The sequence below is a fragment of the Pseudobutyrivibrio sp. JW11 genome (genome assembly GCF_900115355.1).
GTDB lineage: Bacteria > Bacillota > Clostridia > Lachnospirales > Lachnospiraceae > Pseudobutyrivibrio > Pseudobutyrivibrio ruminis.
Genome location: NZ_FOWB01000012.1, coordinates 22,505 through 38,549, shown reverse-complemented (window position 1 = coordinate 38,549; position 16,045 = coordinate 22,505). Strand labels below are relative to the sequence as shown.

The following is a 16,045-nucleotide window of genomic DNA, read 5'->3' as shown; positions in this document are numbered from 1 at the left end:
ACTATTCTATGAAACTTTTAATTTGAACTTCTGAAGATCATGCTCAGAATCAACTTCTGCTAAAGTTGCCCCAAGCTTTGAGAACTTGCCTACGATATCTTCGTATCCGCGCTGGATGTACTTGATATCATCGATAACTGTAATGCCATCAGCTGCAAGACCAGCAATGATAAGTGCTGCACCTGCACGAAGATCTGATGCCTGTACCTGAGCACCTGTGTAACGCTCAACACCAGTAACGATAGCAACTGTGCCTTCGACCTTGATGCTTGCGCCCATGCGAGCAAGCTCATCAACATATTTGAAACGATTTTCAAAGATTGACTCTGATACTGTGCTAGTACCCTCTGCAATAGCAAGAACAGCAGTGATTTCTGGCTGCATATCTGTAGGGAAACCTGGGTATGGCAATGTGGTAACGTGAGTATGTGTAAGCTTACGTCCCTTTGCAATAACTCTAACAGCATCATCGTATTCTTCGATTACACAGCCTGCCTCGATAAGCTTTGCTGATGTAGCCTCCAAATGCTTAGGGATAACATTCTTGATAAGAACATCACCGTGTGTAGCTGCTGCCGCACACATATATGTACCTGCCTCGATTTGATCAGGAATAACTGCATAAGTAGTGCCGTGAAGCTCTGGAACACCAACGATACGGATAACATCTGTACCAGCGCCACGGATATTTGCACCCATACTGTTAAGGAATGATGCCACGTCTACAACGTGTGGCTCCTTAGCCGCGTTTTCGATAGTAGTCTTGCCCTCTGCGAGAACAGCTGCAAGCATGATATTGATAGTAGCACCAACAGATACCTTATCAAGGTAGATGTGGTTACCAACAAGCTTGTCAGCACGTGCAGACCAAAGACCATAAGACACGTCTACATTAGCACCAAGAGCCTTGAGACCCTTAACGTGTAAGTCGATTGGACGTGAACCAATAAGGCAGCCACCTGGAAGTGCTACCTCTGCATTTTTATATTTGCCAAGAAGTGCTCCCATTAAATAATAAGAAGCACGAATCTTTTTGATGTACTCATAATCTACTGAAAGACGAGAGATGCTAGAGCCATTAATCTTTACAGTGTGCTCATCCACACGTGTAACTGATGCTCCAATATCCTCGATTGCTCCAATAAGAACATTTATATCTTTAACATTTGGCAGATTTTCAATTGTAACAGTCTCGTCTGTCATGATGGCACCAGCCAAAATACCGAGAGCTGCGTTTTTGGCACCGCTAATTTCAACCTCTCCTGAAAGGGCTGTGCCACCTTTTATAACATACTGCTCCATATTAACTCCTAACAATTCTCAATTTGACTCCGATATAATTTAGCATAAAAGCCGTTTTTCTGCAATAGCTCCACATGGCTTCCCTGCTCTACGATGCTTCCATCTTTTACAAACAGAATAACGTCAGCCTCTCTAATTGTTGAAAGTCTGTGGGCTACAATGAATGTAGTACGGCCTTTCATCATCTTATTAAATGCTGATTGTATTTTCTGTTCTGTGCGAGTATCGATTGAGCTGGTCGCTTCATCCAGAATCAACATTGGTGGAATATTTAGCATTACTCTTGTGATACACAAAAGCTGCATCTGGCCTTGGGATAATGAGCCGCCCACCGATGAAAGTATTGTATCATATCCATAAGGCATTCTTTTAATGAAGCTGTGGGCATGAGTTGCCTTTGCAGCCTCAATAATTTCTTCGTCTGTGGCATCTGGTTTTGCCATTCTAAGATTTTCTCTTACTGATGCATTCTTTAACCAGGTTTCCTGAAGAACCATTCCAAATTTGCTTCGCAAATCTTCCAGCGATAAATCTCTGATATCAACGCCATCTACTAGAATCTGGCCGGCATCAACATCATAAAATCTCATCAAAAGATTTATTATTGTACTTTTTCCAGCACCAGTTGGTCCAACGATGGCAACTCGCTGTCCACTTTTAACATTTAAGTTAAGGTGCTCGATTAATTTTTTGCTCTTGTCATAAGAGAAGAAGACGTCGTTGAACTGAATCTCGCCCTTTACTTCAGAGATGGTTGTGACCCCTTCGTCCACTTCAACTTCTGCATCTATCATTTCAAACAATCTGGCAGCGCAGGCCAATGCATTCTGGAACTCAGTAATCACACCTGAGATTTCATTGAATGGCTTTGCGTATGTGCTGGCGTATGACAGGAAGCTGGTGAGGCCACCTACCGTGATGCCGCCACCAATTGCCATGATAGCACCAAACACACCAACTGCTGCGTAGATAATGTTGTTAATGAGGCGTGTGCTTGGATTTACCGTTGATGAATAGAAAGTGGCTTTCATAGATGCATCTGCCAATCTATCATTCATCAATTCAAAACTCTCAAGGGCGTCATCCTCGTAATCCATATTTCGGATGATATTCTTGCCTGAGATTATTTCTTCTATATAAGAAGTTTCTGTTCCACGTAACTTTGCCTGCTCCCCGAAGAACTTGTATGTTTTCTCGGAAATGAACTTTGCCAAAAGCAAAGATGCTGGAGTTGCGATAATTACTATCAGCGCAATCTTTACTGAAATCATCAACATGAAATAGATGGTGCCAAGGATTGTAAGTACTCCTGTGAAGAACTGTGTGAAGCCCATCAAAAGTCCATCTGCAAAAGTATCTGCATCGGAAACTATTCGGCTGACAAAATCACCATGTGGATGTGAGTCCACAGTGGAAAGCTTCATGTGCTGTAACTTAACGAATGCTCTGTCTCGCAGGCTCTTTGTAACGCTGTAGGTAATGTCGTTGTTTACACGATTCATAATCCACTGGGTAAAGAATGTAGCAGCAATTGTCACTGTCATAACTTTTAACACCTGGATTAATCTGTCGTAATCAATCTGGCCGGGAGCAACTATGCAATCCACTGCCTGACCTGTGAGAATTGGAATTCTAAGGGTCAGGTAAACTGTTGCCAGGGCGCAGATGAGTGAAATAAATATTTTAAAACTGTATGTTTTTAACTCTATTAAAACGCGATTTAATATACGAGATTGAGACTTTTTATTCATTGCAAGCCTCCTCTCTAGGAAATTGACAGTAGTATATTTCCTGATATGTATCGCAGCTTTCAAGAAGCTGGCTGTGTGTACCAAGGCCTACTGCCTTACCATCCTCTAATACGAGGATTTGATCTGCATCCATTACAGATGATGCTCTCTGGGAAACCAAAATGATGGTTGGCTTCCATGACAGGCTATGGAGTGCTTTTCTAAGCTTTGCCTCAGTGGCTAGATCCAGGGCGCTGGCAGAATCATCCAGGACAAGGATTCTTGGCTGGCCTACTAAAGCTCTTGCAATTGTAAGTCGCTGGCGCTGGCCGCCTGAGAAGTTTGTGCCCTTGCCGGAAACCTCTGCATTAATGCCGCCTTCCTTTGCTTCCACGAAGTCCAAAGCTTGTGCTATATTAAGTGCTGATTTAATTTCTGCCTCATCTGTATCCTGCTTTTTCATAGTCATATTGGACTTTATTGTACCGCTAAAAAGGGATGCCTTCTGTGGAACGATTCCAAACAAATTGGATAACTCACCATCTGTCATGGACTTTACATCTGTTCCGTCGATGGATACCTGTCCCTTTGAAGCATCATAAGTGTGATTCATGAGCTTGAGCAATGTGCTTTTGCCTGAACCGGTGCCTCCGATTACACCAAGGACACTTCCCGCTGGGATGTCCAACGTAATATCCTCTACATCGTAATCATTGGTGCCATTGTAGCTAAATGACACATTGGAAAGCTGGATAGAGCCGGAATTCTCATTCTGCATATTGCCGGTGCTGTTCAGATGAATTCTTTCATCGGACTTCATTTCCATCAGCTCCTGCACGCGATCAGCTGAAGGGAATGCCTTCATAAGAAGGACGATGAGATTGGCAAGCTTAATTAGCTCTACCAAAATTTGGCTCATGTAGTTTACCAGAGCAACTACATCACCCTGGAGAATAAAGCCTCCATCTACACGTCTCATTGAAACATAAATCAAAAGAACAATGCCAATATTTACTGCCACATAAGTGACTGGATTTAAAAGTGCAGAAATCTTTCCTGTGGAAATCTGCATGGAAGCAAGCTCTGCTGTTCTCTTTTCGAAGCCTTCCTTTTCTTTATCAACCTGATTGAAGGCACGAAGAACTCTTGCACCCTCCAAGTTCTCAGATGTGGCGTGAAGCACTTTTTCGAGTCTTGCTGCGATAGTTTTATATCTAGGTAAGGTGTACTTCATAATGATAAACACAATCAAGGAAAGCACTCCTACTACCAGCAAGAAAATAAGTGCTGATTTAACATCCACGATAAACGCCATTATGGTTGCACCGAACACGATAAATGGTGAACGTAAAAATAAGCGGAGAACCATATTGATGGCATTTTGAATCTGATTTATATCGTTGGTGATTCGTGTTGTTAGCACCTCGTCACCAATCTTTTCTTTTGTACCCTGAGACAATGAAAGAATCTTTGCAAAAAGATCTCTTCTGATTTCGGCTGCTGCATATACAGCTACATTTGCGCTAAAGTACTGGGCTGTAAGTGAAAACACTAGACCTACAACTGCCAGCAAAAGCAAAACCCCACTCATCCTAATGATGTAGTGGGTATCTGAGCTTGCGATACCTTTGTTGATGATTGACGCCATAACAAGTGGTACCAAAAGTTCAAATATCGCCTCTAGCATTTTGAATAGTGGGGCAAGTATTGCTCGTATTTTATATTTTTTGAGATAAGTAAGTATAAAACTCATATTACTCTGCTTCTGTTTCCTCAGTTGATTCATCTGACTCTTCAGATGTTTCTTCAGTATCCTCTTCTGCTGATGTATCTTCTGTGTCTTCTACTTCTGTGTCTTCTGTTGCATCTTCAGATTCTTCTGTATCAGTTGTCTCCTCTGTAGTTGCATCATCTGTTGTCTCTTCTGTCTCAGTCTCAAGTGTCTTGAACAATGTATCAAACTCTACCTTTGCCCAAGCCTTCTCATCAACTGTCCATGTGATAGCTGCCTTCCATGTCTCAAGGAGATCATCGAATGCATCTGACTCAAGTGATTCCTTCTTTGTCTGAGAAGCATCCTCATCATGATCTGCATCAAGGTGAATTACATAGTAACCTACGCCTTCGATTTCGATAACATCTGATGTCTCGCCCTCATCGAGTGCCTCTGCTGCTTCGATGATGGCCATATCCATTGTGTCATCCTCTTCCTCACCCTTAAGGTAAGAGTATGTAGATGCTGTTGCCTCAAGCTCCTCTGCCTTTGCTGCGTAATCATCAGCTGCTGCAAGCTCTTCAGCGTTAGCCTTTAAATCTGCAATTTCTTCTTCTGTGTATTCAACTGCGTTGCCTTCCTCATCTGTAGTGCCTGTTGTATCGAAAAGCACATATGAGAATGTGCGCATCCAGCAATCTTCATCAGAAATGCTTTCGCCTGCTTCTTCCATTGCTGCATTAGAAACTAATGAATAGTATGTTCTGTACTCTAAGTACTGCTTTACATATTCCTCTGTAGCACCCATCACCTCAAGTGTCTCTGCTGGGTTGTCTGAAATGAACTTTGCAGCTGCTTCTGCAATTGCTGTATTCTGCTCATCTGTAAGAGTGATATCGTAATCGCTAGCGTGAAGCTTTGCTAAATACTGGTTCTCAATATCCTCTAAGACACCTTCCTTTGTGTCATCCTCCATTGTAGAGCCTGTGCCAGTCATATCTGTTGACCACATGCCCTCACCATAGTATGCAAGCAAGTACTGGTCGTACATTGACTGCTGATATCTGGCTGCGAAATTCGCATAGCCAAGGGAGATTGTATCCTTTGTGCCATCTCCTGTATTTATTGTTACAAGAGTAGTGTCAGGATTGAACTTACTACATCCTGTAAAAAGAACTGCTGCTGCAAGTGCAGCAATACCTGCTGATTTAACCTTATTTTTATTCATTATAAATTCCTCCTGAGTGAACCCACCCATATTTTTTCAAGCCTTTTTATTATAGTTAATCCTGCTGAATTAATCAATTATTGGGGAGTATTCTGATTTAAAAGTATAGGAATCTTTTATTTCTATAGTTGACTTGGGCTGTGATTATTGAATGTCTTTTGTTTGCTATTAAATATTTTCTGTTTGCATTGTTATCCTGGGCTGAAAGTATTGAATTTGATTTATTTTGAGATTTAATACTTGAAAAATTGTGATATTCAACTTGCTTTGCAATATGAGTACTAACATATCTTTAATAAAGTATTGAATTTAAGTTTTTCTTTATTTTAATACTTAATAACAATAATCTATGCCATTTTCAGGTATTAAATTTCGAAATTAGCTCATTTTAATACTTTTAATTTTACTTTAATCATTATTATCTTCTTTGGACTCGATATTTCTCTCAGTATTTTGAGATTATTGAATTGTCTGAGCTACAATAAATCTTATCCTGTCCCCTAGAAAATTCACAAATTTATCACTTTTTTTAATGTCATTAATACTCTAGTATTCTTTTCAACAAATCAATTGAACAGGAGGATATTTATGAAAAACGAAAACATAACACGACTAACAATTTCAGGTTTAATAGCTGCACTTTGCTATGTTGGCTACGCTGTATTTCCAGCCATCAATGCTTCTGGCACCAAAGTTCACCTCGGTAATGCTTTTGTTGTTTTGGGCGCACTATTAATTGGAGGCTTATATGGAGGATTAGCCGGAGCTGTAGGACTTTCACTGGCTGATATTTTATCTGGATATGCTGCATCATCACCTAGAACTTTTATTACAAAGCTTGTAATTGGTCTTATTGTGGGATTGATTGCTCACAAGATTGCAAAAATTAATGAATCACACAAAAGCTCATATATCATCAAGTGGTCTGCTATTGCTGCTGTTGCAGGTCTAGGCTTCAACTGTATTTTTGAGCCTGTGCTGAAATATGTTTGGTATACATTATTAACCCCAGACGCAGAAAAAGCGACTGCTGCAATCGCTGCACTAGTAGCTGTAACTACTTATGCAACAATTATCAACGCCGCTATTAATTCTGTAGTAGGTGTAATTTTATACAATGCATTGCGCCCCGCTCTCTACAAGGCAAATATCTTTCCTGTAAAAGCTAGCGCTTAATATAGCTCTACTGGTCTTCAACCATCTTCATTAAACACTGGTAGAATTCGGGATATTCTTGTTTCATTCTGATTGGTCTACCTTGTGTATTCAAAAAAGCGTGACTTGTTGTGCCAGTACAAACCACTTTACCTTCTTCATTTTCCATTGTGTATGAAAGAAAGAGTTTTACTCCTTTGAACTCCTTCACTGCTACTACTATTGCAATCTTTTCAGAAAAAACAGTGGAAAGCTTATAGTCGCAAGAAACATTTAAGACTGGGGATACAATTCCAAGAGTCTCCAACTTGTCAAAGGGCCAGCCAATTTGATTAAGGAAATCAACTCTTGCCTCTTCCATCCACCTAATGTAGTTAGAGTGATGTGTTATCCCCATTTTATCTGTTTCATAGTACTGCACTATGTGAATATACTTACTGGTCTCCATATTCCTTCTCTCTATTTACTATCTAGCTTATATTTTCTATTTCAGATAGTAAGCTTCCATCCTTTTCTTACTATCTATTCTCTATTTTTTCTTCCAGATAGTAAGCTTTTGCCTCTTTCTTACTACCTACTCTCCATTTTCTTTTTCAGATAGTAAGTTTCTTCCTCTTTCTTACTACCTATTCTTCATTTTCTTTTTCAGATAGTAAGTTTCTTCCCTTTTCTTACTATCTAATATCCATTTTCTCATTCAGATAGTAATTTTCTGCCCTTTTCTTACTATCTATCTTCTATTTTCTTATTCAGATAGTAAACTTCTGTCTTTTCCTTACTACCTATTCTTTATTTTCCCTCTCAGATAGTAATCAGCACTGGTGGCCTTGCCACACTCCAAGTTTCAAACCTGCTTGGCTACCCCATATCTGCATGCTGGCGCAGTGTCAAGAGGCGAAGCGCCGCAAGGCCTTGCTCTTGACGCAAGACAGCTGCTGATATGCTGTAGCTAGCAGGTTGAAACAACCTCAAATAATTCCAACAGCTTTTCCACCTAGCACCTATCGCACCTTTGCCAGCTCTACTCCTCCACCTTTATAGACTTCAAATCCAATAAGAAGTCCTGCAGGTAATCAAACACTTCGTTTGGTTTGATGCGGGTGTTGGCCTTGGTGTTGAAGATAAAGGCTGGGTTCTTTGGGTCCGCTGCGAATGTGATGTGTGGGTTGTTGCGCTCTAAGAGGGCTGGGATCTGAGCCACATCGATTTTGGCCTTTTCGTACATAACGATACGGATGAAATCGCCCTTCTGCTCGATGGCTGTGACGTATGCGTCGTGAGCCTTTACGCGGAGCATTGCCACCCAAAGAAGATTCTGTACGCATCGCTTTGGCTCGCCAAAACGGTCCACAAGCTCATCCAGCATTTCGTCGCGAGCTTCCTCAGAATCGATGGCCGCAATACGCTTGTAGATGTCGATACGCTGCTCCTCGTTGGATACGTAAGTATCTGGCAAGTATGCCTCGATATTGATGTCCACTGATGTGTTGAAGCTCTCTTCCTTGGCTTCACCCTTTTCAATCTTTACAGCTTCGTTGAGCATCTTGCAGTACAGGTCGTAACCTACTGCTGTCATGTTGCCGTGCTGCTCCACTCCAAGGAGATTGCCGGCGCCGCGGATTTCCAAATCACGCATGGCAATCTTGAAGCCTGAACCAAGATCTGTGAATTCCTTAATAGCAGCAAGACGCTTTTCGGCAACTTCCTTTAGCATCTTGTCTCTGCGATACATTAAGAAGGCATATGCGGTACGGTTGCTTCGACCAACTCGGCCACGAAGCTGATATAGTTGAGACAATCCCATGTTGTCTGAGTCGTGTATGATTATCGTATTTACGTTAGAAATATCCAAGCCAATTTCAATGATAGTTGTTGCAACAAGCACATCGATTTCATGGTTGATGAACTGCATCATGACATCCTCAACCTTGGCCTCAGTCATTTGGCCGTGGATGTAGCCCACCGTTGCCTCCGGCACAAGTCGCTCAATTTCTGCCGCCATATCCTGAATTCCACGGACACGGTTGAAGACATAATATACCTGACCATCGCGGGCCATTTCTCGAACGATTGCCTCACGAACCATTTCCTCATTATATTCAAATACGAATGTCTGGATTGGAGTACGCTCCATTGGGGCCTCATCCAATACACTCATATCACGTATTCCTACCAGCGACATGTGGAGTGTACGAGGAATTGGGGTAGCGGAAAGTGACAGCACATCTACAGTCTTTTTCATCTGCTTGATGCGCTCCTTATGATTTACACCAAATCGCTGCTCCTCATCGATGATGAGCAGACCTAAATCCTTGAACTCCACATCCTTTGAAAGCAAGCGATGTGTTCCGATAACAATATCTACTGTACCAGCTTTCAAACCTTCAATAGTTTTCTTTTGCTCAGCTGCTGTTCTGAATCGGCAAAGAAGTCCCATGTTTACTGGATAGCCGCCCATACGCTGAACAAAGTTGTTGTAGTGCTGCTGAGCAAGGATAGTGGTTGGAACCAAGTATGCCACCTGCTTGCCTTCCTGCACTGCCTTGAAGGCTGCTCGCATGGCAACTTCTGTTTTGCCGAAACCAACATCACCGCAAATAAGCCTGTCCATGATTTTGGTAGACTGCATATCCGACTTAACAGCTTCGATTGCTGAAAGCTGGCCCTCAGTCTCTTCGTATGGGAAGCTTTCCTCGAATTCCTTTTGCCATACAGTATCTGGACCGTATACAAAGCCATCTGTATTCTGGCGAAGAGCGTACAAATCCACGAGCTCCTTTGCCACAACTCCAACGGCAGACTGAACCTTCTGCTTTGTTCTAGTCCACTCCTGAGTACCTGCGCCAAGACTGTTGAGCTTTGGCTTTTTACCGTCTGGGCCGGAATATTTTTGAATCATATCCAGCTGAGATGTAAGGACATAAAGGTTGCTGCCCTTGGCATACTCAATCTTGATATAGTCACGGATTACCTTGTCTATTTCCATCTGCTCGGTACCCTTGTAGACACCGAGACCATAGTTTTCATGAACAACATAATCCCCTACATGCAAATCAGAGAAGGATGAAATTGACTCTCCCTCATACTTCTTTACACGATGCTTTTTCTTGCGGACGTGGCCAAAGATATCCCCATCTGAAAGCATTACAAAGGCGCTATCAGGATAGTCGTAGCCGCGCTTTATATTTCCTACACAAAGCATAGTCTCACCAGGATTTATCTGATGATCCAAATCTGATGTGAAATATGCATTTAATCCTTCCTGCAACAAATCCTCTGCAAGGCGCTGGCCCTTGGTAGATGAGCTTGTCACAAGAAGTACTTTGTATTTACGTTTCTTGTACTGTAAGAGCTCCTTTGTGAGAAGCTCGAAGCTGCCGTTGTATGCGTTTACTCCCTGCACTGCGATGCTGAAATGGTCTGCAGATTTAAGGAGCTTGTTTTTTGCATCGAGAACTGACATAAGTGTGGTTGGACACTTTTCGATTTTGGCAAAAATCTCCTCCACACCATAAAGCATATCCATCTGGCCCTTCAGCATGTAACCAGCCTCTACTCGGCGAGTCATGGCATCGGAAAACTCTGTCTGAGTAACTTCACCCTTGGTAATGACCTTTTGAACCTCATCGATGAAGACATAAGTGCCCTTAGGCATGAAATCGATGAATGAGCCAAGCTTATCGCAGAAGTAAGTGAGATTTGTCTCAAGCTCCTGGCTAAGCCCCCATTCTCTGGTTTCCTCCACTACTCTGTCGGCATATGTTTTCAAATGATATGCCTCTTCTGTTTTCATTTCTTTACGATATGCTTCATAGCGCTCATCTCGCTCAGCCTCGATTTTAGCAAGACCAGCCTCCACCTCATCAGCTGAAAGGATAAGCTCCACTGCTGGGAAGATGATCACCGAGCTGATATTCTCGATTGACTTTTGGTTGCTGGCATCATATGAACGGATGCTATCAACCTCGTCGCCCCAAAGCTCGATTCGTACTGGCAAATCTGCGGTAAGAGGGAACACGTCGATAATTCCACCTCGCACTGCAAATTCTCCAGGATGTTCGCAGGTGCCCACTGCCTCGTAGCCCATAGCAACAAGCTTGCGGCGCAAAGCCTCAAGCTCAATAGTATCAGTATCGGAAATGGCGACAACGCCCTCTTCGAAATAAGACACATCCGGCAGCTTATTCATAAGGGCATCGATAGTGGTGATGACGGTGCAGCTATTGTTATTTATAACTGCCTCAATAGCATTCATTCGTTCACGAGTAAGGGCATTACCTCTGATATCGGACTGATAAAATAGAAAATCCTTGGCAGGAAAATATACAACATCATTATCGTAAAAACGATATTCCTCATATAATTCTCTAGCCTTCAGCTCGTCTGAAGTGATAATCAGCTTGTGACTGACATCGTGCCCAATACCAAAAATGAGGTGCGCTTTATCAGCACACCCCGTGATATCGTAAACCTTGCCATAACGAGCTAGAGCCTCGCGAAGAGACTCAACAGCTGTTAAATTTTTAAATGGTTCCAAAAAAGTTTTCATAATTATTTGCCTATAATCTTTTCAGCTCTATCAAGTGCTGCATCAATGTTTGGCTGGAAGTTCTCGGCTCCTACCGTATTTACGAAGTCAGCCTTTTCCATCATGTGACGTGGCTGCTCATTTACGTGTGAGAATACAACTGTAACTCCCTTTTTCTTTGCTCCCTCAACCAAATCGCGAAGTGCTCTAAGAGCAGTAACGTCGATGGCTGGAACAGAACGCATTCTGATGACAAGCACCTTTGTATAATCCTTTACGTTAATGCTTTCTGCAAGCATATCAGAAACACCAAAGAAAAGTGGTCCTGTGATTTCAAATACTCTAATTTCCTTTTCAACTGGACGTAAATCATCAACAAACTCTGCATCGTCTGACTGATATGTCCATCCGCTGACATGAGTCTCCTCGCTCATTCTCTTGATGAAGAGGATACATGCAACAATCATACCCCACTCAATAGCAACAACAAGGTCGAATACTACTGTGAGAACGAATGTAAGTACAAGTACGATGATGTCTGACTTTGGAGCAAATTTTACAAGTCTTACGAAAGGTCTCCACTGGCACATGTTGTATGCAACCTGGAAAAGGATTGCTGCGATACATGGCATTGGAATGAACTTTGCATATGGCATAAGTACAACAAGTACGATAAGAAGTGTAACTGAATGAACCATACCTGCCACTGGTGTACGACCGCCGTTTTTGATGTTGGCTGCTGTACGAGCGATAGCTCCTGTTGCTGGGATACCACCGAAAAGAACTGATCCGATGTTACCGATACCCTGGCCAATAAGCTCCTGGTTACTTCTGTGCTTGCTATTTACCATTCCGTCTGCAACTACTGCAGAAAGAAGTGACTCGATTGCTGCAAGAATTGCTATCGTAAATGCGTTAGGCATTTCATTTCTAACTACTGCAAGTGAAAAATGTGGAACTGAGATTGTTGGCAAGCCTGCCTTCAAATCTGGGTAAAGAGTTCCGATTGTGTTTACGTTAAGGTGAAGTCCCTGTACCATGGCGATGCTGACGAATACAGCAATGATTGATGCAGGAATCTTTGAGAAGAACTTTGGCCAAATGATAAGCACTGCAAGGCATACAACGCCAACAAGTGTTGCCTGCCAGTTAAGTGAATCAATGTTGCCAAAGAATACCTTTAATTTGTCGATTGTTTCGATTGGCTTTTCACCGTGGAAATCTACACCGAAGAAATCCTTGAACTGACCAATTAAAATTGTAACTGCGATACCGGCTGTGAAACCAGTTGTGATTGTATATGGGATGAATTTGATAAGTGCACCGGCTTTTACCACACCTAAGATAATAAGAATGATACCGGCCATGATAGTTGCAATGATGAGACCATCCATTCCATCAGTTGCAATGATGCCTGCTACGATTGTAGCGAAGGCTGCTGTAGGTCCAGCGATCTGAACTGTACTTCCTCCGAAGAAGGAAATCAAAAATCCAGCAACGATTGCTGTATATAAACCTGGCTCTGGGCCAACACCTGAGGCCAAAGCCAAGGCAATAGAAAGTGGCAATGCGATGATTGCCACAATGATTCCAGATACTAAGTCTTTAAAGAACTGCTCCTTGCTATACTTCTTCATGCAAGTAAACAGCATAGGTTTAAAACTTTCCATTTCTAACTAAACTCCTAATCTTCTTCCTAGCATTTCTGCATTGACAGCAAATTCCATAGCTGTCTCCTTTGTGATTTTGCCTTCACGCACCAATTTGAAAAGGCTAGAATCCATTGATACCATTTCGTCTGTGTCACTTGAATAGATGACACCTTCAATCTGTGGTACCTTGTTTTCTCTGATCATATTTCTGATGGCTGGAGTCACTGTCATGACTTCAAATGCAGGCACAAGTGAACCGTCAACAGCTGGAACAAGCTGCTGAGATACAACTGCCTTTATAACCATAGAAAGCTGTAATGCTATTTGGTGCTGCTGCTCAGAAGGGAATACGTCGATAATTCTATCGATTGTGTTTGCTGCTCCAATGGTGTGCAATGTTGACAAGATTAAATGTCCTGTCTCAGCCGCGGTCATTGCAACGGAAATTGTTTCAGCATCACGCATCTCTCCAAGCAAAATAACATCTGGACTCTGTCTAAGTGAGGCACGAAGTGCAGTCACATAGTTCTCTGTATCTAAGTGGATTTCTCTTTGAGACACGATTGATTTGCCATGTCTGTGAAGGTATTCCACAGGGTCCTCAAGGGTAATAATATGCTTGTTGTAGTTTTTATTAATCTTGTCAACAATACAAGACAAAGTGGTAGACTTACCACTTCCGGCAGGACCTGTTACAAGCACCAAGCCCTTTGACTCATTTGAAAGATTGATTACAGATTCTGGAATGAGTAACTCTTTGTAATCTGGCAGTGTGAATGTGATGACACGAACTACTGCTGCAAAAGTACCTCTTTGCATGAATGCATTAACTCTGAAACGAGAAACATCCTTGATTGCAAATGAGAAATCGTCATCGCCGCCTTCGATGTATTTTGTAATATCTCTGCCTGCAAGCTCATAAATCTGGCGAACCAAATCCTCTGCTTTTGCTGGCATAACTGGACCGTCATCTGGCTCAGCCTTTTCGGTGTAGCCCTGTTCCAATTCTGAACGAGTAAGAACGAGATCGTTTACTCTGAATGAAACCTCACGGCCTGTAACAATAAATACATCTGAAGCCTTGTATTTTCTAACTGCATCTGTTAAGTAGGTTACAATATTTGTACTCATTTTATCCCCCTCAATCCTCCAATGTTATAACTGGCTGTGTGCTGTCTGCTTCCCAAGATGAAACATTCTGCACCTGCCAGCAAGTAATCTCTTTAGATTCAACCTTTACATTTAACACCTGATTTTCATTAATATCAACTGTAAATTCCTGATCTGCCCAATCTGAATCAGCAATTATCTCGTATGCCTGGTTGGATGCGCTGTAATATTCGTCAGTATGATTACGAAGCTTCATACTGAGATTATAGTTGTTGTGACTGGATGAAATTGCAAGGGCAGCAATTACCGCAAATGCCATTCCAATCAGGATAACAACCATCAACGATGTACCTATATTTATTATTGTCCTGTTTTCTCTTTTTGTATGCTCCATTGCAACTCCTATTTAAGAGCTTTCTCAACTGCTAAACTATATATTTCTTCATCTGAAATTGTGGAAACTACCACGTGCATTGTCTGGCACATGCCCTCTGATTCTGGCTCAATAACAAGGCTTGTGACCTTGTATGTAGCCTCTGAGTCGTCCACTAGATTCCAGTTGTCGTCGTAGTAATCCGTAAATCCGGTATAGTCATCATTACAGAGATACTCCTCTGCTGCATTACTTGCAAGATTTACTGCCTCAGTGATTTCTTTTGCCTCACCACTTTTTGCAAAGCTTCCAGCAAAGCACTGAATACAAACTGCCGATACGATAATGAAAAAGAAAATTGCAAACATAAGCTCAGTCATGAAAATACGAGAGCCATTATTTCTATTCTTCATTAGACTGGCCCTCCTTTGACTTGACACCTATTACCACATCCTGCTTTGCACCAAGGGAATCCTCAAGCTGCACATTGATAGTGCCGTTTTCTCCCTGGCTAAAGCTGATGCTGTTAACTTCCATGATTTTATTTCCAAAATCTGCTGTGGCGCCAGCTGTATCCTTTGCCTCTAGCTCCATCAAATATCCATCGTATTCGTAGATGTAAAGATTGAAGCCACTGCCCTCAGACATTTTGATGCAATCAACACCATCAAATGTATCAAGGGTAACTGCTCCATCAGAATCGTGCTGTCTAACCTCCTCGCGGATGTAAGCGATTGCTGTACGTGCACTTGAGTTGGCTTCATTTGCTAGTACTACTGATCTGTAGGAATTTACAGCCATCAAAAGAACACTCACCGCAGAAAAGGTGAATATCAAAAATAAGACCATTAGAAACATGATGTCTATATTATGTTTTCTAAGTCGTCCCTGTTTCAACGTTAATCCTCCAGATTTATAATCGTAACCTCTGGTCGCATATTCGAACCATAGATAACATAATCAACTCTAAAACGGTCATCATCATAGATGATTCCGTAGTTTTCCTGTAAGTATTCAAAGCTCTCCGGGTATCTGCCTTCAGTGACATAGCACTGGATGATTGCCCTGTCGATGGCATCACTTAAGCTCTGGCGCTGCTCCTGAACTGAGCCAGCTGATGCCTTTGATACTGCAAACAAAAACAGGATAAATATGAGAAGAAACAGCCCTGCAGAAATCATAGTGCTGCCGGCCACGTTCTTCTGTTTGATTTGATGAATGCCGTCTAGGCTTCCAAATCTTGTCTTTGCCAT

Annotated in this window: 13 protein-coding genes; 1 reads left to right on the top strand and 12 read right to left on the bottom strand. The window is 42.1% G+C overall.

Features of this window, described 5'->3' with window-relative positions; genetic code table 11:
• Window positions 1-6: 6 nt before the first annotated feature.
• The 4 genes from BM102_RS10615 to BM102_RS10600 are packed head-to-tail and all read right to left on the bottom strand — an operon-like array spanning window position 7 to window position 5,974.
• On the bottom strand, window positions 7-1,302 hold the full coding sequence (locus BM102_RS10615; protein ID WP_044938972.1) for a UDP-N-acetylglucosamine 1-carboxyvinyltransferase: 1,296 nt from the start codon (window positions 1,300-1,302) through the stop codon (window positions 7-9).
• 8 nt (window positions 1,303-1,310) lie between these two features.
• A complete protein-coding gene (locus BM102_RS10610) occupies window positions 1,311-3,053 on the bottom strand; it encodes an ABC transporter ATP-binding protein (protein ID WP_090481849.1) in 1,743 nt (580 codons plus the stop codon).
• Entirely contained in the window at window positions 3,046-4,785 is a 1,740-nt protein-coding gene (locus BM102_RS10605; protein WP_090481845.1) for an ABC transporter ATP-binding protein, read from the bottom strand. Before BM102_RS10605 ends, BM102_RS10610 begins: the two co-directional genes overlap by 8 nt.
• Before the next feature lies 1 nt (window position 4,786).
• Complete coding sequence (locus tag BM102_RS10600) at window positions 4,787-5,974, bottom strand: peptidylprolyl isomerase (protein WP_090481843.1); 1,188 nt, start codon at window positions 5,972-5,974, stop codon at window positions 4,787-4,789.
• A gap of 588 nt (window positions 5,975-6,562) precedes the next feature.
• Between BM102_RS10600 and BM102_RS10595 the strand changes: the two genes are divergently transcribed.
• Window positions 6,563-7,150, top strand: a complete 588-nt coding sequence (locus BM102_RS10595; RefSeq protein ID WP_090481840.1) for an ECF transporter S component — start codon at window positions 6,563-6,565, stop codon at window positions 7,148-7,150.
• Between the two features lie 7 nt (window positions 7,151-7,157).
• Here the strand turns inward: BM102_RS10595 and BM102_RS10590 are convergent, their stop codons facing one another.
• The 8 genes from BM102_RS10590 to BM102_RS10555 form a co-directional block, all read right to left on the bottom strand.
• On the bottom strand, window positions 7,158-7,577 hold the full coding sequence (locus BM102_RS10590) for an acyl-CoA thioesterase (RefSeq protein WP_090481837.1): 420 nt from the start codon (window positions 7,575-7,577) through the stop codon (window positions 7,158-7,160).
• Between the two features lie 573 nt (window positions 7,578-8,150).
• The gene (gene mfd / locus BM102_RS10585; RefSeq protein ID WP_090481834.1) at window positions 8,151-11,678 is read right to left on the bottom strand and encodes a transcription-repair coupling factor; all 3,528 of its coding nucleotides are present in this window, start codon (window positions 11,676-11,678) and stop codon (window positions 8,151-8,153) included.
• Window positions 11,679-11,680: 2 nt separating this feature from the next.
• Entirely contained in the window at window positions 11,681-13,327 is a 1,647-nt protein-coding gene (locus tag BM102_RS10580; RefSeq protein WP_074789467.1) for a SulP family inorganic anion transporter, read from the bottom strand.
• Between the two features lie 6 nt (window positions 13,328-13,333).
• Window positions 13,334-14,440: a type IV pilus twitching motility protein PilT gene (locus BM102_RS10575; RefSeq protein WP_044938996.1), complete on the bottom strand. Its 1,107-nt coding sequence runs from the start codon at window positions 14,438-14,440 to the stop codon at window positions 13,334-13,336.
• Window positions 14,441-14,450: 10 nt separating this feature from the next.
• Window positions 14,451-14,813: a hypothetical protein gene (locus BM102_RS10570; RefSeq protein ID WP_044939000.1), complete on the bottom strand. Its 363-nt coding sequence runs from the start codon at window positions 14,811-14,813 to the stop codon at window positions 14,451-14,453.
• Window positions 14,814-14,821: 8 nt separating this feature from the next.
• Window positions 14,822-15,205: a hypothetical protein gene (locus BM102_RS10565; RefSeq protein WP_044939002.1), complete on the bottom strand. Its 384-nt coding sequence runs from the start codon at window positions 15,203-15,205 to the stop codon at window positions 14,822-14,824.
• The gene (locus BM102_RS10560; RefSeq protein WP_049960434.1) at window positions 15,195-15,689 is read right to left on the bottom strand and encodes a DUF4860 domain-containing protein; all 495 of its coding nucleotides are present in this window, start codon (window positions 15,687-15,689) and stop codon (window positions 15,195-15,197) included. The genes BM102_RS10565 and BM102_RS10560 overlap by 11 nt, the downstream gene beginning before the upstream one ends.
• 2 nt (window positions 15,690-15,691) lie before the next feature.
• Complete coding sequence (locus BM102_RS10555) at window positions 15,692-16,045, bottom strand: hypothetical protein (RefSeq protein ID WP_081828540.1); 354 nt, start codon at window positions 16,043-16,045, stop codon at window positions 15,692-15,694.

What these genes read in the sequence shown, in the direction of transcription:
- BM102_RS10615 (WP_044938972.1), bottom strand. Translation starts at nt 1,302, where the DNA reads ATGGAGCAGTATGTTATAAAAGGTGGCACAGCCCTTTCAGGAGAGGTT.
- BM102_RS10610 (WP_090481849.1), bottom strand. Translation starts at nt 3,053, where the DNA reads ATGAATAAAAAGTCTCAATCTCGTATATTAAATCGCGTTTTAATAGAG.
- BM102_RS10605 (WP_090481845.1), bottom strand. Translation starts at nt 4,785, where the DNA reads ATGAGTTTTATACTTACTTATCTCAAAAAATATAAAATACGAGCAATA.
- BM102_RS10600 (WP_090481843.1), bottom strand. Translation starts at nt 5,974, where the DNA reads ATGAATAAAAATAAGGTTAAATCAGCAGGTATTGCTGCACTTGCAGCA.
- BM102_RS10595 (WP_090481840.1), top strand. Translation starts at nt 6,563, where the DNA reads ATGAAAAACGAAAACATAACACGACTAACAATTTCAGGTTTAATAGCT.
- BM102_RS10590 (WP_090481837.1), bottom strand. Translation starts at nt 7,577, where the DNA reads ATGGAGACCAGTAAGTATATTCACATAGTGCAGTACTATGAAACAGAT.
- mfd (WP_090481834.1), bottom strand. Translation starts at nt 11,678, where the DNA reads ATGAAAACTTTTTTGGAACCATTTAAAAATTTAACAGCTGTTGAGTCT.
- BM102_RS10580 (WP_074789467.1), bottom strand. Translation starts at nt 13,327, where the DNA reads ATGGAAAGTTTTAAACCTATGCTGTTTACTTGCATGAAGAAGTATAGC.
- BM102_RS10575 (WP_044938996.1), bottom strand. Translation starts at nt 14,440, where the DNA reads ATGAGTACAAATATTGTAACCTACTTAACAGATGCAGTTAGAAAATAC.
- BM102_RS10570 (WP_044939000.1), bottom strand. Translation starts at nt 14,813, where the DNA reads ATGGAGCATACAAAAAGAGAAAACAGGACAATAATAAATATAGGTACA.
- BM102_RS10565 (WP_044939002.1), bottom strand. Translation starts at nt 15,205, where the DNA reads ATGAAGAATAGAAATAATGGCTCTCGTATTTTCATGACTGAGCTTATG.
- BM102_RS10555 (WP_081828540.1), bottom strand. Translation starts at nt 16,045, where the DNA reads ATGGCAAAGACAAGATTTGGAAGCCTAGACGGCATTCATCAAATCAAA.